The following is a 17,149-nucleotide window of genomic DNA, read 5'->3' as shown; positions in this document are numbered from 1 at the left end:
GCGCAAAGGGCCCGTAGTCTATGTCGCCTTACAGCTCGGCGGCCAGTCGCGAGCCCTGGTTGATGGCGCGCTTGGCGTCCAGCTCGGCCGCCACGTCGGCGCCGCCAATCAGGTGCACGTTCTGGCCAGCGGCGACCAAGCCGTCCTGCAACTCGCGCAGCGGATCCTGCCCGGCGCAGATGACGATGTTGTCTACCGCCAGCACCTGGGGCTCACCCTCGGCGCCGATGCGGATATGCAGACCTTCGTCGTCGATTTTCAGGTACTCGACACTGTTGAGCATCTGCACCTGTTTATTCTTCAGGCCGGTGCGATGAATCCAGCCGGTGGTCTTGCCCAGGCCGTCACCAACCTTGGAGGCCTTGCGTTGCAGCAGGAACACCTCACGCGCCGGCGCATGCACCTGCGGCTTGATCCCGGCCACACCGCCACGGGCTTGCAGCTGGGTGTCGATGCCCCACTCCTTCCAGAACGCGTCACGGTCGAGGCTGGTGGACACGCCTTGATGGACGAGGAACTCCGACACATCAAAGCCGATACCACCGGCACCGATCACCGCCACGCGCTTGCCCACCGGCTTGCGCTCCAGGATCACGTCCAGGTAGCTCAGCACCTTGGCGTTTTCAACGCCCGGGATCGCCGGGGTGCGTGGCGCAATGCCGGTGGCGAGGATGATCTCGTCATAGCCGCCCGCCTTGAGTTGCTCGACATCCACGCGGGTGTTGAGGCACAGCTCGACATGGGTGGTCTGCAATTTGCGCTTGAAGTAGCGCAGGGTTTCGAAAAACTCTTCCTTGCCCGGCACGCGCTTGGCGATATTGAACTGGCCGCCGATCTCGCTGGCGGAATCGAACAGGGTCACTTGATGGCCGCGCTCGGCGGCTACCGTCGCAGCGGCCAAACCGGCGGGGCCGGCACCGACCACGGCGATTTTCTTGATCTGCTTGACCGGCAGGTAGTTCAGCTCGGTCTCGTAGCACGCCCGTGGGTTGACCAGGCAGGTAGTCAGCTTGCCGCCAAAGGTGTGGTCCAGGCAGGCCTGGTTGCAGCCGATGCAGGTGTTGATCTCATCGGCGCGCCCGGCTGCGGCCTTGTTGACGAACTCCGGGTCGGCGAGGAACGGCCGCGCCATGGAGACCATATCGGCATCGCCTTCGGCGAGGATTTGCTCGGCGATTTCCGGGGTGTTGATGCGGTTGGTGGTGATCAGCGGGATCTGCACCGCACCGCGCAACTTGGCCGTGACTTTGCTGAACGCGCCACGCGGCACCTTGGTGGCGATGGTCGGGATACGTGCTTCGTGCCAGCCGATACCGGTGTTGATAATCGTCGCACCGGCCTGCTCGATGGCCTTGGCCAGTTGCACGATTTCTTCCCAGGTACTGCCACCTTCCACCAGGTCGAGCATCGACAGGCGGAAAATGATGATGAAATTCGGGCCGACGGCCTCACGCACGCGGCGCACGATTTCCACGGCCAGGCGCATGCGGTTCTCGTAGCTGCCGCCCCAGCGGTCGGTACGGTGGTTGGTGTGGGCGGCGAGGAACTGGTTAATGAAGTAGCCTTCGGAACCCATGATTTCCACGCCGTCGTACTCGGCGACCTGGGCCAGCAGCGAGCAGGTGACGAAATCCTGGATCTGCTTCTCGATGCCCTCTTCGTCCAGTTCCTTGGGCTTGAACGGGTTGATCGGTGCCTGGATCGCACTCGGCGCCACTTGCTTGGGGCTGTAGGCATACCGGCCGGCGTGGAGGATCTGCATGCAGATCTTGCCGCCCGCGTCGTGCACGGCCTGGGTCACGATCTTGTGTTTTTGCGCTTCGTCGTCGGTGGTCAGCTTGGCCGCACCGGCATACACCCCGCCTTCATCGTTCGGGCCAATGCCCCCGGTGACCATCAGGCCCACGCCGCCACGGGCGCGCTCGGCAAAGTAGGCCGCCATGCGTTCGAAACCGCCGGGCTTTTCTTCCAGGCCGGTGTGCATCGAGCCCATCAGGGTGCGGTTGCGCAAGGTGGTAAAACCCAGGTCCAACGGGGCCAGCAGGTGCGGGTAGGCAGCAGCGGTCATGGTACAGCTCCACAACGGATCATCACGGGACGTGGCGCACTCGAACGGTGTGCCATCGGTTTATGTCCCACAGCCTATGATTCGCTGGACTACGGCTCAATGACCGAAACTGACAAGTTATTGATCCAAATGCGCAGCGCCCCTTGGCAAGCCGTGCCATGGGCCCTAACCTAGTCGGCGAACCCTGCACACGGTCTGTTGTCTGTTGCCCCATGCGTAAACTTCTAGCGTTCACCGTCACCCTGGCCTTGGTTGCCGCCGTCGCCGCGTATCTGGTCTGGACCCAGGAGCGCCCTGTGGCGCATTACCTGTCAGACCTGCGCATCACCTTGGCCGTCAACGAAGGCGAACCTGCCGAACGTGGCAACGTGCTGGGCATCCAGCCGGAGCTGTTCCCCGCCGACTATCAAAGCCTGGAACGCCTGCACCTGAAACTCGCGGCGTACCTGCAAAAGGCGCGGGAACAGGGGCTCATCAATGAGAAAACCATCGTCGTGCTGCCGGAACATATCGGCACCTGGCTGATGCTCACCGGCGAAAAAAACGAGGTGTACCAGGCCCTGCACGCCAAGGACGCGATGAACTGGCTGTCGGCCAGCAACCCGCTGCTGTTTGCCCGTGCGTGGCTCAGCGCCACGGGTGACAACCGCATGGACGACGCCTACCTGCGTATGAAAGCGTCTGGCATGGCTCGGGACTATCAGCTGCTGTTTGGTGGTTTGGCCAAAGAATTTGGCGTCACCTTGGTGGCCGGCTCCATCGCCCTGCCCAACCCCAGCGTCAGCCAGGGGCAATTACACGTCGGTCATGGCGCGCTGTACAACGCCAGCCTGGTGTTCAACGCCGAGGGTTTGCCGGTGGGCCAGCCGCAGCGCCAGCTCTATCCGATCTACGATGAACGCGGCTTTATCACGCCCGGCGATGAGAATGTCGTCAGCGTGGTCGATACCCCGGCCGGGCGCCTCGGCGTGCTGGTGGGCAGTGACAGCTGGTACCCAGACAACTACCGCAAACTCAACGAACAAGGCGCGCAACTGATCGCGGTGCCGGCCTTTGTGCTCGGTCGCGATACCTGGGACCGGCCGTGGCGCGGCTTTAAAAGCGTGTCCACCCCGCCGGAGATCAGCCTCAAGCCCGAAGAGCTCAGTGAAGGCGAGGCCTGGCGCCGTCTCACGTTGATCAGTCAGCAGCCCATCAGCCAGGCGACCGCCGGCATGAGCGTGTTCCTGCGCGGGCAGTTCTGGGACCTGGGTACCGCCGGCCACAGTTTTCTCAGCAACAACGGGCAGATCAGCGCCGACGGTGAAGCCCGTGGCGCACGTTTGTTGAATGTCTGGCTGTGAAGCCGGTACGCCTGGGGGATCTGTCGGTGGGCTTTGTGCACACCTTGGCCGATGCCATTCAAAGCCACGGCCTGGACCCACAACCGCTGCTGCTGCAATACGGCCTGGACCCGGCGCGCCTCGCCGAAGCGGGTGCACGCTTATCCATCCCGCGTTACATGCGCCTGGGCCATGCGGCCATCCAGCTCACGGGTGAGCCGGGCCTGGGCCTGCGCATGGGCCAGCTCAGCCGCTTGAGCCAGGCCGGGCTCGCCGGGGTCACCGCCGCCCAGGCGCCCAACGTGCGGGAAGCGGCGCGCACGCTCACGCGCTTCGAAGCGCTGTACGGGTCCAATTATCGTGGGCAGTCGAGCTTTCATGAGGATGCCGAGGGCGCCTGGCTGCGGTTCTATTCCATCAGCCCCTACAACGCCTACAACCGCTTTGTGGTGGATTCGATCATCGCCGGCTGGCTGCACCAATTGTCGGGCCTGGCCCAACAGCCCGTGCAGGCGCAACGTATCGAAATCGAGTTTGCCGCGCCGGACTACGCCGACGCCTACAGCGTGCTGGGCGAGGGTCCGATCCAGTTTGGCGCCGAATCCAACCAACTGCGCCTGAATCAACAGACCCTGGCCCTGCGCAATCCACAGCATTGCCCCAGTACCTGGCACTTGTTGTTGCAACTGTGTGAACGGGAATTGGAGCAGTTGACCCGCACCCGCAGCCTGCGCGAGCGCATTACCCGGTTGCTCGGGCCGATGCTCAATGGCGGCCGGGAACCCGACCTGGAAGAAGTGGCGGCACGCTTGAAGCTGCCGACCTGGACGCTGCGCCGCAAACTGGCCGAAGAAGGCACTCAGTTCCGCGCGATTCTCAACGACACCCGCCGCGACCTGGCCATGACCTACATTCGCGACACGGAGTTGGCGTTTGGCGAAATCGCCTACTTGCTCGGTTTTGCCTCGGCCCAGGCGTTTCAACGGGCGTTCAGGCGATGGAACAACCAGACCCCAGGGGAATTTCGCCGCAGTCAGCGGCATTCCGCCTGAAGTCGGGGTTACAGCTCGGTAGCATCGTCTGCGGGTTCCAGCGGGTCCAACTCGATCGCGCTGAACTCAAGCAGTTCTTCCTGGTAGTCGTCCATAGTGGGCTCCTTGTTTAATTAAAAGCGGTTGCAGGTAAATGACCTGCATCACCAGCCTAAAGTGCCGTTGTGACGAAAAAAAGTCAGCGTCATGACGTTCCTGCACTCCAAGATTAAACGTAGCAGCGTTACATCGATTTAGCACTTGGATTTTTAGTTGCAATTGCAATCAAATACAAAACTCCATTAGGGTACGGGCATCCGTCTTCAGGGAACCCACCCATGCCCGCCTCTACTGCCCACGCCGCACAACTTTGCATCGCTGCGCTGAATAGCGCCGCGCATTCGCACAATTCGCCGCTCTACACGGTGATGACCATGGCCAACACCCTGGAATCAAGCAGGCAGGCCTGGGTGATTCGCGCTCAGTCCCGCTCGCGGCGGGTAGGCAGCTGGCCCAGCTGGTTCGCGCGCAATACCGCGGAAAAACCGCTGCTGTACCTGCACAGCGCCGCGTCGTCGGCGCAATTGTGTGCGCTGTCCGGGGAGACGGCCCAGCGTGGCATTCTGTGCAATGACATCGAGAACCATCCTTCCGCCTGGCCCAAGGGCGCGCAGCCGTCCCTGCCGTTGTGGCTCGCCACCAACCCGCACTGCCTGCCATACGACCCGGCTTCGGGCGCCGAAACTCGGGCGATTGTGCTGGCGGGGCTGTACGCACTGTATGTCGACGGCAAACCTGGGTTCTATTACCTGGCGTTGCATGATCGAGACGGTGCACGGACCTTGAGCGAGCAAGACCGTGAGGACGCCCTCAAGGGCATGTATCCGCTACAGCGCGGCCATACCGGGGATGTGCGCTTGCTCGGCGCCGGCCGGGCGCTTGAAGAGGTCGTCCACGCCGCGCGCTTGCTCAAGCAAGATTGGAATATCCGCGCACAACTGTGGAGTTGCCCCAGCTACACGCGACTGGCCCGTGAAGCAGCGGCCGCTGAACGCTGGAACCGCCTGCATCCCACAGTGCCCCGGCGCAGTTGCCACTTGCGCAGTTGCCTGCCGGGGAGTGAAGTGCCGGTGATCGCGGTCACCGGTTACCCGCAGCCGATCGTTGATCAGTTGGCGGGGTATGTGGATGCCCGGTTTATACCGCTGGGGGCGGGAACGGTGCAGGCTTCGGCGCCGAGCCGCTATTGGATTGTGGTGGCGGCGCTCAGGGCGTTGGCCGATGAGGGGCGTATCGATTCACAGCAGGTAAAAACGGCGATGGCCCGGTATCCACTGGCATGAAGTGGACTTCAAGGTTCTTCAGATCTTGCTGCGGCTGCGAACTGCCAACGTGGCTGTGCGCTCCAGGGTATCGGCAAACAGCTCGCGCTGCTCCGGTTCAATTTGCGACAGGAACAACTCATCCACCGTGCTTTCGTAGATCTTCCACATTTTCTTGCGCAACACCTTGCCCGCCTCCGTGATGGTGGCGAATGACCCACGGCCATCGCCGTCAGAGCGCGAACGGACCACCAACCCGTCTTTTTCCAGGCGGTCCACCAGCCGCGTGAGGTTGTAGCGCTCGATGGCCAGCACATCCGCCAGTTCGTGCATGCGGCGGGTGCCCTCGGGGCCGCTTTCCAGGCCCCACAAGGCGTCGTACCAAGCATAGGCCGGCAATCCGGCAACGGCCAGGCGCCGTTCGATTTCACGGATGACGGTCCTGTGGGCCCTGACAAAACGGAACCATACATCCGGCTCTTTCGACGACATGCAACACCATCCGGGGAATTTCAAGAAGGTTGCAATAGTAGCTCATCCCGCGCTAGATTCGGCCATGTAGTTGCAATTGCAACTACATTGGCGACACTCCCACAAGGGGCCCGCCACCTGAAATCCGCCTACCTTGGAGCCTCACATGTCCCCGAACAACGCAGTCAGACACGACGACGACCCACAGGAAACCCGCGAGTGGCTGGAGTCCATCGAATCGGTGTTGTCCACCGAAGGCCGCACGCGCGCCCATTACCTGATCGATCAGTTGCTGGACTTCGACGTTGCGCGCCATGGTGATTTCTACGGGCGAGTCACCACCCCCTACGTCAACACCATTGCGGTGGACCGCCAACTGCCCTACCCCGGTAACCTGGCCATCGAGCGTCGCACCAATGCCTACATCCGCTGGAACGCCATGGCCATGGTGTTGCGGGCGGGCAAACATTCCGGTGTCGGTGGGCATATCGCTACCTATGCGTCAGCCGCCGTGCTGTATGACGTAGGTTTCGACCACTTCTTCCGTGGCCGAACCGACACTTTTGACGGCGACCTGGTGTACATCCAGGGCCACTCCTCACCAGGCATCTATGGCCGTGCCTATCTCGAAGGCCGCATCAGCGAGGCGCAACTGGACAACTTCCGTCGCGAGGCCGGTGGCGAGGGTATTTCTTCCTATCCACATCCACGACTGATGCCGGATTTCTGGCAATTTCCTACGGTGTCCATGGGCCTCGGGCCGATCACCGCAGCGTACCAGGCGCGCTTCATGCGTTACCTGGAGTTGCGCGGCCTCAAGCAGCACCAGGGCCGCAAAGTCTGGGCGTTCCTGGGCGATGGCGAGATGGACCAGCCGGAATCCCTGGCGGCCATTTCCATGGCCGGGCGGGAGAAGCTCGACAACCTGATCTTCGTCGTCAACTGCAACCTGCAACGCCTGGACGGCCCGGTACGCGGCAACGCCAAAGTGATCCAGGAATTCGAAAGCCTGTACCGCGCCGCCGTCTGGAACGTGATCAAAGTCATCTGGGGTGGCGGTTGGGATGCCCTGCTGGAGCAAGACCAGAGCGGGCTGCTGCGCCAACGCATGATGGAATGCGTGGACGGCGACTATCAAAACTACAAGTCCCAGAACGGCGCCTATGTGCGCGAACATTTCTTCGGCAAATACCCGGAGCTGCTGGCACTGGTTGCAGACATGTCCGACGACGACATCTGGAAACTCTCACGAGGCGGGCATGACCCGGACAAGGTCTACAACGCCTACGCCGCCGCCCTGCGTCGCACCGGCCAACCCACGGTAATCCTGGCGAAAACCGTCAAGGGCTTTGGCATGGGTGAGGCGGGTGAAGGCCAGAACATCAATCATCAGTTGAAGAAGATGGGCGCTGATGCGGTACGAGCCTTCCGCGATCGCTTTGGCCTGGAAGTCGCTGACGAGCAACTCGCCGATATTCCCTACCTCAAGCCCGCCGCCGACAGCGAAGAAGCCCGTTACTTTGCGGCGCGCCGCCAGGCTCTGGGCGGCTACGTGCCGGCGCGTCACAGCGCCGTCGCCCCCTTGCAGATTCCCGAACTGGCCACCTTCGCCACCCAACTCAAGGACACGGGCGCGCGCGGTATCTCCACCACCATGGCCTTCGTGCGTATCCTCGGCACCCTGCTCAAGGACCCGCACCTGGGCAAACTGATCGTGCCCATCGTGCCGGATGAGTCACGTACCTTCGGCATGGAAAGCCTGTTTCGTCAGATCGGCATCCATTCCGCCGTAGGCCAGCTCTATACCCCACAGGACGCAGGGCAACTGAGCTACTACAAGGAGAGCAAGGACGGACAGATCATGCAGGAAGGCCTGAACGAATCCGGTGCCATTTCCTCGTGGATTGCCGCCAGTACGTCCTACAGCAACCACGGTTTGATGACGGTTCCGTTCTATATCTTCTATTCGATGTTCGGCTTCCAGCGGGTCGGCGACCTGGCCTGGGCAGCCGGCGATGCGCGGGCGCGGGGTTTCCTGCTGGGGGCCACGGCCGGGCGCACTACGCTGATGGGCGAAGGCTTGCAGCATGACGATGGCCATAGCCATATCCTGTCGTCGGTGATTCCGTGCTGCGTGTCCTACGACCCAACCTTTGCCTACGAGCTCGCGGTAATTATTCGCGAGGGTATGCGGCGCATGTATGTCGAGCAGGAGGACGTTTACTACTACATCACCCTACTCAATGAAAACTACCCGCACCCGGCGATGCCGGACGGTGTGGAGGAAGGCATTCTCAAGGGCATTTACCCGCTCACCCAACACGCGCAAGCGCAGGTACAACTGATGGGCAGCGGCTCGATCCTGCGGGAAGTGATTGCAGCGGCTGAGTTACTCGAGAAGGACTTCTCCGTGCACAGCACTGTGTGGAGCGCACCCAGCCTCACCGAACTGCGCCGCGACGGGCATGAGGTGGAACGCTGGAACCTGTTACACCCGCAAAGCGCGCCCCGGGTGAGCTATGTCGAACAGTGCCTGGCCGGTCAAACCGGGCCGGTGGTGGTGGCGACCGACTACATGAAATTGTTTGCCGATCAGATTCGCCCGTTCGTCCCCAGCCGTCGCTTTGTTGCGTTGGGCACCGATGGCTTTGGGCAATCGGATACGCGGGAAACCTTGCGTGCGTTTTTCGAGGTGGACCGCCACTTCATCGCACTGGCGGCGCTCAAGGCGCTGGCGGATGACGGCGTGATCGGTCGCGATAACGTCAGTGAGGCGATCAGGCGCTACGGGATCAACGTCGACAAGGCCAACCCCGTAACGGTCTGATTTACTGCGCCGGTGTCGGCAGGGGCGGAATCGCTTCTGTCGGTGCCGGTAGTGTCGGATTGCTGGTCGCCGGTGCAGCGGCAGGCTCTTGCTGCGGCGCAATCGGCGCAGGCTCGACAGGCGGCGCAAGCGGCTCTGAAACGGCAGGTTCTTCTTTCGGCGCCTCGACCTTCTCGGCAACCGCCGCGGCCTTCGGCTCCGGCACACCCAGGTCAGCTTTCGGCTGCTCGGGAATATGCTCGGCCTTCTTCACTTCTTGCGGCAGGAACACGTCCACCAGCGCAAAGTAACGCTCGTAGAACTTCGGCGCCGAGACGGTCTCGCTCGCGACTTTCACCATCGAGTCATCGGTAGAACCGATCGGCATCGACACCGAACCCAGTACACCCACCCCCAGGCTTGCGGAGTTGTTGACCTTCTTCAGGGCGTAGCGGTCCTGCAAGGCGTTGGCAAACATCGTCGAGTGGTTGGTGCCCTTGCCATCATCGGCACACACCACGTTGAAGCTAATCTGCAGATGGGTCTCGCCGGTCTGCTGGAAACTCTTGTTACCCACCACCAGCTTCGGATCGCTGCTGGTGATGATGTAGCCCTGGCTCAGCAACGCACGCCGCGCGGCTTCGCACGCGGCCACGTCCGTCACTGGGTAATCACGGGAAAACGTACCGGAGTCGTCGAAATTCTCATGTTCATAGATAGCGGTCTTGGGTGACGAGCAGCCCGCGGCGCCCGCCAGCACCAGCGCCAGCCCAAGGCTGCGCAAGTGAAATGATGTCAACATTGAAAATCCTGAGAAAAACGGTCCGGGCGGTATTGTGCAACAGAACGACGCCTTGGCGCGCGGATTCCTGTCGGTAAAACGTCACAGGCCTACTCGCCGGGGCCTGCAGGAAAAAGCCCTGCACACATATGATCAATAAACACGCGCAATTTGGCGGAGGCATGGCGACTGGAGGGCCACAGCATCCAGAAACTGCCACGGTGCTCCAGGTAGTCGTCCAGCACCCGTTGCAAGCGCCCTGCCCCCACGGCCTGGCTGACCATGTAATCGGGCAGGCAGGCGATGCCCAGCCCTTCGTGCACCACGTGGTTGAGGGATTCGATGGTGGTACTGGCCAATGGCGTACGCAAGGTCGGCTCTGTCTCGCCGGGTTCGAGGCGCAGCGGCCAGGCCTCGAGTTTGCCGGTGGCGCAGAATTTGTGCCGCAGGCACGCGTGATCGCTCAAGTCCCGGGGCCGTTGTGGGGTACCGTGTTGCTGGAAATACGCCGGCGTGCCGACCAGCACCAACTGGTAATGCCCCAAATGTCGCGCCATCAAACGCGAATCTTCCGGCTTGCCGGTGCGAATCACCGCGTCGAAACCTTCTTCGATCACGTCCACCATGCGGTCGGAAAAATCCACATCCAACTCGATCTCCGGGTAGGCGCGCATAAAGTCGCTGAGCACCGGCATCAACAGGCCGCGCACTTGCGGCACGCTGATGCGCAGTTTGCCCCGAGGTGTGGCGCTGGCCTCGGTCAGCTCGCGCTCGGCGGCCTCGACCTCGGCCAGGATGCGCCGCGAGCGCTCAAGGAACAGCGCGCCCTCGGCGGTCAAGGTGATGCTGCGCGTGCTGCGGTGGAACAGGCGCACGCCGAGACGCTCTTCCATGCGTGCAATGCTTTTGCCTACCGCCGAGGAAGAAATACCCAGCACGCGCCCGGCAGCGGTGAAGCTGCGGGCCTCCGCCACCTGCACGAATACTGAAAGACTGCCCAGACTGTCCATGATGCGCCCCTCCATTGCGGACACCCCTGTCCGATAAGTTCGGAACCTTAGCCTGTTTTTCCGCCGCCCACAGCCCCCTACTCTGGCGCCTTGGCTTTTTTCAGGGATACAGCGTCATGACAGCACTTACCGAACCTGCAACGACAACCCAAGGCGATACGCTACCGCTAGGCGGTTTATTGGCACTGGCGTTCGCCGGGTTTATCACCATCCTCACCGAAGCCATGCCCGCCGGGCTTCTGCCACAAATGGGCGAAGGCCTGGGAGTGTCACCCGCCCTCGTCGGCCAATTGGTCACGCTGTACGCCCTGGGTTCGTTGCTCGCCGCCATCCCGCTGACGTTGTGGACCCGCGGCTGGCGCCGGCGCCCGTTGCTGCTGGTGGCCATCGGTGGCTTTGCCTTGGTCAACAGCATCACCGCGTTCTCCAGCCATTACGGGCTGACCCTGGTGGCGCGCTTTTTCGCCGGGGTCTTCGCCGGACTTCTCTGGGCGCTGCTGGCAGGTTATGCGAGCCGGATGGTCACGCCGCACCTGCAAGGCCGAGCGATTGCCGTGGCGATGCTGGGGGCGCCGCTGGCGTTATCCCTCGGCGTCCCGGCAGGCACCTTGCTGGGAACCGTCGTAGGCTGGCGCCTGAGCTTTGCGATCATGACCGGGCTGACGCTGGTGTTGCTGATCTGGGCGCGCTGGCAACTGCCGGATTTTGCCGGTCAAGCCACCGGCAAGCGCCTGGGGCTGCGTCAGGTACTGACCTTGCCAGGGATTCGTCCGGTGCTGTGGGTGACATTTACCTACGTACTGGCCCACAACATTCTCTATACCTACATCGCCCCGCTGTTGGTTCCCGCCGGGCTTGCGGGGGATATCGACCGCGTGCTGCTGGTCTTCGGTCTCGCCGCGCTGTTGAGCATCTGGATGACGGGCGTGTTGATCGATCGCTGGCTGCGCAAGCTGGTGCTGATCAGTTGCGCGCTGTTTGGGTTGATCGCCCTGGCGTTGGCGTTCTGGCTCACGTCGCCGAGCGTGATCTACCTCGCCGTGGCCTTATGGGGCCTGGCCTTCGGTGGCCTGCCAGCCTTGTTGCAAACGGCACTGGCCAAGGCCGCTGGCGACTCGGCGGATGCCGCGCAGTCGATGCTGGTCACGGTGTGGAACCTGGGCATCGCGGGCGGGGGATTAGTCGGCGGCCTGCTGCTGCAGGGCTGGGGGGTGATTGCATTTCCGTGGGCGGTGGTGGCGCTGATGGTCCTGGCCCTTTGCAAACGCCCATGAAAAAGCCCCCGGCCTTTTCAGGCCGGGGGCTTTTTGTTCAAGCGGGCATCAGAACTTCTTGATGTCAGCCTGGCTTTCCAACTGCTTGCGGTACGCAGCAAAATCTTGCTGGCCAACGCGGGAAGCGAGGAAGCGGCGGATTTGCGCCTTTTCTTCGTCCGTTGGAGCAGCTGCTTCGTTGACGCCGTTCAAGCGTACGATCACCAGGCTACCGTCAGCCAGGGTCACGGTGGTGAAGGTCGGCTTGTCCTTGGCCGCAGGCTTGGGCATGCGGAACAGGGCTTGCAGCACGGCAGGGTCGATCGCTTCCTGATTGCGGCTGGCCGCTTCAGTCACTTTCCACGCCTGGCCATCGACCGGTTGGGTCAATGGCGTCTTGCCTTCACGCAGGCTGGCGATCAACTCGTCAGCGTGAGCCTTGGCAGCTGCGCTTGCACGTTCCTTGGTCATCTGTGCGCGAATCGCCGCTGCTACGCTTTCCAGCGGCAGTTGCGTTGGCTTCAGATGCTCTTTGGCACGCAGCACGATGATGGTTTCCGGGTCCAGCTCAATGGCGGTGCTGTTGGCACCCTCATCCAGCACTTCCGGGCTGAACGCGGCGGTGAGCACGGCACGGTTGGCCGCAACACCTTCGCCACCTTCACGGCCAAACGGCGCGGAGGTGTGCACGGTCAGCTTCAAGTCGGACGCTGGCTGAGCCAGGTCGGAGGCCTCGAATGCCGCATCTTCCAATTGCTTGGTCGCTTCGACAAAACGCTGCTCGACCTGTTGGGTCTTGAGCTCGCGGGTCAGCTTGTCTTTCAGGCTGGCAAACGATGGCACTTGGGGTGCTTCAACGCCCAACAGCTTGATCAAGTGCCAACCGAAGGACGAGCGAACCGGTGCCGAGACCTGGTCCTGGTTCAACGCGTACAGGGCGGTTTCGAAGTCCGGGTCGTAGACGCCAGGGCCGGCAAAGCCAAGGTCGCCGCCGTTATTGGCAGAACCTGGGTCCTGGGAGAACTCCTTGGCCAGGGCTTCGAACTTCTCACCCTTGGCCAGGCGCGCCTGGATCTCTTCGATCTTGGCCTTGGCTTGCGCCTCGGTGACCTTGTCGTTGACTTCGATCAGGATGTGCGCGGCACGACGCTGTTCAGCGAGGTTGGCGGTTTCTTTCTGATAGGCAGCCTGCAGCTCTTCGTCCTTGACGGTGACCTGGTCGAAGAAAGAAGACTTCTTCAATTCCAGGTAGTCGATGACCACCTGGTCCGGGGTCATGAACTCTTTGGCGTGCTGGTCGTAGTAAGCCTTGACCTCGTCGTCGGTGAGCTTCACCGCAGCCGGGTCGGCCTTGATGTTGACGGTGGCGAAATCGCGGGTCTGTTTTTCCAGACGGGCGAATGCCAGCACTTCAGCATCGGTGACAAAACCGCTGCCAGCAATACCTGCGCGAACCTGGCCGATCAGCATTTCCTGGGTCAGCATCTGACGGAACTGCATACGGCTGTAGCCCAGCTGACGGATCACCTGGTCGAAGCGCTCAGGGCTGAACTTGCCGTCCACCTGGAACTCAGGCGTCAGCAGGATCGTCTGGTCCAGTGCCGCTTCGGAGAAGCCGAACTTGGAGTCCGCAGCGCCTTGCAGCAACAGCTTACGATCGATCAAACCCTTGAGGGCCGCTTCGCGCAGCAGTTTTTCGTCCAGCAGCGAAGCGTCGAAATCCTTGCCCAGCTGTTGCATCAGCTGACGGCGTTGCATATCGACGGCCTGGCTCAATTCGGTTTGAGTAATCTCTTCACCGTTGACCTTGGCCACGTCCTGCTTGTTGTTACCGGAAGCCTGGAAAATGGCTTCGATACCGGTGAACGCCATCAACGCGACGATGATCCCGATAATGGTCTTGGCAATCCAGCCTTGTGAATTGTCCCTGATATTTTGCAGCATGCGTCCCCCAGAAACGGTTGAACTTCAAAAATTGGCAACCGTGGAGCGTGGGTAGAGTACGGATATAAGAAAGGCGCATCCAAGGATGCGCCTTCTCGCAACTGGCGGAGCGGACGGGGGCTTTAACCGCCCCCCGGCTTGGCGACCCAATGGATACGTGGGTCTGCTGCCGCTCCGCTGCCAGGTCGAACCTGCGTTCGACCCGGGTAGGTAAAGGCTGGATCGAAGCTTAGTTAACCGCTTCTTTCAGGGCTTTACCGGCTTTGAAACCTGGTTTCTTGGCAGCAGCGATTTGCAGTGCTTTGCCAGTCTGTGGGTTACGGCCAGTGCGAGCTGGGCGGTCAGTCACAGAGAAAGTACCGAAGCCTACCAGTACTACGGAGTCGCCGGCCTTCAGAGCGCCAGTGACGGATTCGATTACTGCATCCAGCGCACGGCCAGCAGCAGCTTTCGGGATATCAGCGGATGCAGCGATAGCATCAATCAGTTCCGACTTGTTCACTCTAAGTCCCCTTATATATCTATTGAGTATGATTCTAAGTTTTTTGGTGAAAGCAAAAACCAGTGCTGAATGGCCTACAGACACTTATAAGAGCCGCTTTATAACAAGGGCTCTAAAAAGCTGTCAAGGAAGCCCCCAGGCTTATTCGCATTAATGCGTGCTAATTCTTTCCTTGGAATCAGACTCGCGTTTTTCGTCCTTTGCAACTATCTCGGGAGCCACATCCGGCAAGGGCTCCGGCGCGTATTGCAGCGCAATTTGCAGGACCTCGTCAATCCATTTAACCGGTTTAATCTGCAGATCCTGCTTGATGTTGTCAGGAATTTCCTTCAAGTCGCGAACATTCTCTTCAGGAATGATCACGGTCTTGATACCGCCACGGTGAGCCGCTAGCAATTTCTCTTTCAGGCCACCGATCGCCAATACCTGGCCGCGCAAGGTAATTTCGCCGGTCATGGCGACATCCGCACGCACAGGAATACCCGTCAATGCCGACACCAGGGCCGTGCACATGCCTACACCAGCGCTAGGGCCATCCTTCGGGGTCGCCCCTTCTGGCATGTGGATATGGGTGTCGTGCTTCTCGTGGAAGTCCAGGGGAATCCCCAGGCTCTTGGCGCGGCTGCGCACCACGGTCTGCGCGGCGGTGATGGATTCGACCATCACATCACCCAATGAACCGGTCTTGATCAGTTGGCCCTTGCCTGGGATCACCGCAGCTTCGATGGTCAGCAACTCGCCGCCCACCTGGGTCCATGCCAGGCCAGTGACCTGACCGACTTGATCCTGCTGCTCGGCCAGGCCGTAGCTGAATTTGCGCACGCCAAGGAAGTGCTCCAGGGCGTCGGCCGTGACCTTCACCGAGAAGCGTTTTTCCAGCGCATGTTCCTTGACCGCCTTGCGGCAGATCTTCGCGATCTGGCGCTCCAGGCCACGCACACCGGCTTCACGAGTGTAGTAGCGGACGATGTCGCGGATCGTGCCGACTTCAAATTCGATCTCGCCCTTCTTCAGGCCATTGGCCGAAATCTGCTTGGGCGCGAGGTACTTGACGGCGATGTTGATCTTCTCGTCTTCGGTGTAGCCCGGCAGACGAATCACTTCCATCCGGTCCAGCAAGGCTGGCGGGATGTTCATGGAGTTGGAGGTGCACAGGAACATTACGTCGGACAGGTCGTAGTCGACCTCCAGGTAATGGTCGTTGAAATTGTGGTTCTGCTCGGGGTCGAGCACTTCCAGCAGGGCCGACGCCGGGTCGCCACGCATGTCGCTGCCCATTTTGTCGATTTCATCGAGCAGGAACAGCGGGTTGCGTACACCCACCTTTGTCATCTTTTGAATCAATCTTCCTGGCATCGAACCGATGTAAGTACGGCGATGGCCACGGATTTCCGCTTCATCACGCACGCCGCCGAGGGCCATGCGCACGAATTTGCGGTTGGTCGCGTTGGCGATGGACTCGGCCAGGGAGGTTTTGCCCACACCCGGTGGGCCAACCAGGCACAACACCGGACCACGAATCTTCTTCACGCGTTTTTGCACGGCGAGGTATTCGAGGATGCGTTCTTTGACTTCTTCGAGGCCATAGTGGTCGGCGTCGAGAATATCTTCGGCGCGGGCCAGGTCCAGGCGCACTTTGGTCTGCGCCTTCCACGGCACTTGCACCAGCCAGTCGATGTAGGAGCGCACCACGGTGGCTTCGGCCGACATCGGCGACATCTGCTTGAGCTTGTTCAGCTCGGCAGTGGCTTTGGTCAGGGCGTCCTTGGGCAGGCCTGCGGCATCGATGCGCTTTTTCAGCTCTTCGATTTCGTTGTGGCCGTCCTCGCTGTCGCCGAGTTCTTTCTGAATGGCCTTCATCTGCTCATTCAGGTAGTACTCGCGCTGGCTGCGCTCCATTTGTTTCTTCACACGACCACGGATGCGCTTTTCAACCTGCAACAGGTCAATTTCGGCATCCAGCAACGCCAACACGTGTTCGACACGGGTGGACAGGTCGATGATCTCGAGGATGTCCTGCTTCTGCTCGATTTTCAGCGCCATGTGCGCGGCCATGGTATCGACCAGGCGGCTTGGCTCATCAATGCTGTTGAGGGAGGACAGGACTTCAGCCGGGACTTTCTTGCCCAGTTGCACATACTGCTCGAACTGCGAGAGCAGGCTGCGTACAAAAACTTCGGACTCGCGCTCTGGGGCTTCGACTTCGTCGATCAGCGCCACTTCCGCGCGCAGGTGACCATCCACCTCCATGAAGCGCTCGACCGCACCGCGCTGCTCGCCTTCCACCAGCACCTTGACGGTGCCATCAGGCAGCTTGAGCAATTGCAGGACAGTGGCAATGGTACCAACGCGATACAGGGCGTCTTCGCCTGGATCATCATCAGCAGGATTCTTCTGGGCCAACAGCAGGATTTGCTTGTCGCCCGTCATCGCTGCCTCAAGGGCTTCGATAGACTTCTCGCGCCCCACGAACAGCGGGATAACCATGTGCGGATAGACGACGACATCACGCAACGGCAGGAGAGGCAATTCAATGGTGGTCTTCATGATTTCGCCTCTATGACAGATGAAAAATAAGCTTGAAGCCAAGATGGGGGCTGCTTGCGAAAAAAACAAGCTCAATGCCAGCAGTTAAACGC

The 17,149-nt window shown here is 61.0% G+C and carries 12 protein-coding genes; 5 read left to right on the top strand and 7 right to left on the bottom strand.

Annotated elements, in window-relative coordinates:
* Nucleotides 1-28 precede the first annotated feature (28 nt).
* Entirely contained in the window at nucleotides 29-2,068 is a 2,040-nt protein-coding gene (locus tag J1G37_RS16480) for an NADPH-dependent 2,4-dienoyl-CoA reductase (RefSeq protein ID WP_207043408.1), read from the bottom strand.
* Nucleotides 2,069-2,280: 212 nt separating this feature from the next.
* On the opposite strand from J1G37_RS16480, the gene J1G37_RS16475 reads away from it, so the two are divergent.
* From J1G37_RS16475 to J1G37_RS16465, 3 genes are all read left to right on the top strand, one after another.
* Entirely contained in the window at nucleotides 2,281-3,411 is a 1,131-nt protein-coding gene (locus J1G37_RS16475) for a carbon-nitrogen hydrolase family protein (RefSeq protein ID WP_207043406.1), read from the top strand.
* Nucleotides 3,408-4,442, top strand: coding sequence for an AraC family transcriptional regulator (locus tag J1G37_RS16470; protein ID WP_207043405.1), 1,035 nt, complete (start codon nucleotides 3,408-3,410; stop codon nucleotides 4,440-4,442). Before J1G37_RS16475 ends, J1G37_RS16470 begins: the two co-directional genes overlap by 4 nt.
* 317 nt (nucleotides 4,443-4,759) lie before the next feature.
* Nucleotides 4,760-5,764, top strand: coding sequence for a pyruvate dehydrogenase (locus J1G37_RS16465; RefSeq protein ID WP_207043404.1), 1,005 nt, complete (start codon nucleotides 4,760-4,762; stop codon nucleotides 5,762-5,764).
* An 18-nt stretch (nucleotides 5,765-5,782) separates the two neighbouring features.
* On the opposite strand, the gene J1G37_RS16460 is transcribed toward J1G37_RS16465, so the two are convergent.
* The gene (locus J1G37_RS16460) at nucleotides 5,783-6,235 is read right to left on the bottom strand and encodes a MarR family transcriptional regulator (RefSeq protein WP_207043403.1); all 453 of its coding nucleotides are present in this window, start codon (nucleotides 6,233-6,235) and stop codon (nucleotides 5,783-5,785) included.
* Nucleotides 6,236-6,380: 145 nt separating this feature from the next.
* Here J1G37_RS16460 and aceE point away from each other — a divergent pair, with 145 nt between their 5' ends.
* On the top strand, nucleotides 6,381-9,041 hold the full coding sequence (gene aceE / locus J1G37_RS16455; protein ID WP_207043397.1) for a pyruvate dehydrogenase (acetyl-transferring), homodimeric type: 2,661 nt from the start codon (nucleotides 6,381-6,383) through the stop codon (nucleotides 9,039-9,041).
* Between the two features lies 1 nt (nucleotide 9,042).
* On the opposite strand, the gene J1G37_RS16450 is transcribed toward aceE, so the two are convergent.
* Nucleotides 9,043-9,822, bottom strand: a complete 780-nt coding sequence (locus tag J1G37_RS16450) for a DUF2242 domain-containing protein (protein ID WP_207043388.1) — start codon at nucleotides 9,820-9,822, stop codon at nucleotides 9,043-9,045.
* Between the two features lie 89 nt (nucleotides 9,823-9,911).
* The gene (locus tag J1G37_RS16445) at nucleotides 9,912-10,811 is read right to left on the bottom strand and encodes a LysR family transcriptional regulator (RefSeq protein ID WP_207043386.1); all 900 of its coding nucleotides are present in this window, start codon (nucleotides 10,809-10,811) and stop codon (nucleotides 9,912-9,914) included.
* A 116-nt stretch (nucleotides 10,812-10,927) separates the two neighbouring features.
* Here J1G37_RS16445 and J1G37_RS16440 point away from each other — a divergent pair, with 116 nt between their 5' ends.
* Nucleotides 10,928-12,085, top strand: a complete 1,158-nt coding sequence (locus tag J1G37_RS16440; protein ID WP_207043383.1) for an MFS transporter — start codon at nucleotides 10,928-10,930, stop codon at nucleotides 12,083-12,085.
* Between the two features lie 48 nt (nucleotides 12,086-12,133).
* On the opposite strand, the gene J1G37_RS16435 is transcribed toward J1G37_RS16440, so the two are convergent.
* The 3 genes from J1G37_RS16435 to lon all read right to left on the bottom strand — a co-directional run bounded on the left by J1G37_RS16435 (nucleotide 12,134) and on the right by lon (nucleotide 17,057).
* On the bottom strand, nucleotides 12,134-14,008 hold the full coding sequence (locus J1G37_RS16435) for a SurA N-terminal domain-containing protein (RefSeq protein WP_207043381.1): 1,875 nt from the start codon (nucleotides 14,006-14,008) through the stop codon (nucleotides 12,134-12,136).
* 229 nt (nucleotides 14,009-14,237) lie between these two features.
* Nucleotides 14,238-14,510, bottom strand: coding sequence for an HU family DNA-binding protein (locus J1G37_RS16430; RefSeq protein WP_003174819.1), 273 nt, complete (start codon nucleotides 14,508-14,510; stop codon nucleotides 14,238-14,240).
* A gap of 150 nt (nucleotides 14,511-14,660) precedes the next feature.
* Nucleotides 14,661-17,057 carry an endopeptidase La gene (lon, locus tag J1G37_RS16425; protein WP_207043378.1) on the bottom strand — a complete coding sequence of 799 codons (2,397 nt, stop codon included), beginning with the start codon at nucleotides 17,055-17,057 and terminating at the stop codon, nucleotides 14,661-14,663.
* Between the last annotated feature and the right edge of the window lie 92 nt (nucleotides 17,058-17,149).

The sequence above is a fragment of the Pseudomonas sp. Marseille-Q1929 genome (genome assembly GCF_017316265.1).
GTDB lineage: Bacteria > Pseudomonadota > Gammaproteobacteria > Pseudomonadales > Pseudomonadaceae > Aquipseudomonas.
The sequence above is the reverse complement of the archived record's forward strand: the minus strand, read 5'-3'. Positions and strand labels throughout refer to the sequence as shown.

Coding starts and splice junctions, on each gene's coding strand:
- J1G37_RS16480 (WP_207043408.1), bottom strand. CDS start 2,068: ATGACCGCTGCTGCCTACCCGCACCTGCTGGCCCCGTTGGACCTGGGT.
- J1G37_RS16475 (WP_207043406.1), top strand. CDS start 2,281: ATGCGTAAACTTCTAGCGTTCACCGTCACCCTGGCCTTGGTTGCCGCC.
- J1G37_RS16465 (WP_207043404.1), top strand. CDS start 4,760: ATGCCCGCCTCTACTGCCCACGCCGCACAACTTTGCATCGCTGCGCTG.
- J1G37_RS16460 (WP_207043403.1), bottom strand. CDS start 6,235: ATGTCGTCGAAAGAGCCGGATGTATGGTTCCGTTTTGTCAGGGCCCAC.
- aceE (WP_207043397.1), top strand. CDS start 6,381: ATGTCCCCGAACAACGCAGTCAGACACGACGACGACCCACAGGAAACC.
- J1G37_RS16450 (WP_207043388.1), bottom strand. CDS start 9,822: ATGTTGACATCATTTCACTTGCGCAGCCTTGGGCTGGCGCTGGTGCTG.
- J1G37_RS16445 (WP_207043386.1), bottom strand. CDS start 10,811: ATGGACAGTCTGGGCAGTCTTTCAGTATTCGTGCAGGTGGCGGAGGCC.
- J1G37_RS16440 (WP_207043383.1), top strand. CDS start 10,928: ATGACAGCACTTACCGAACCTGCAACGACAACCCAAGGCGATACGCTA.
- J1G37_RS16435 (WP_207043381.1), bottom strand. CDS start 14,008: ATGCTGCAAAATATCAGGGACAATTCACAAGGCTGGATTGCCAAGACC.
- lon (WP_207043378.1), bottom strand. CDS start 17,057: ATGAAGACCACCATTGAATTGCCTCTCCTGCCGTTGCGTGATGTCGTC.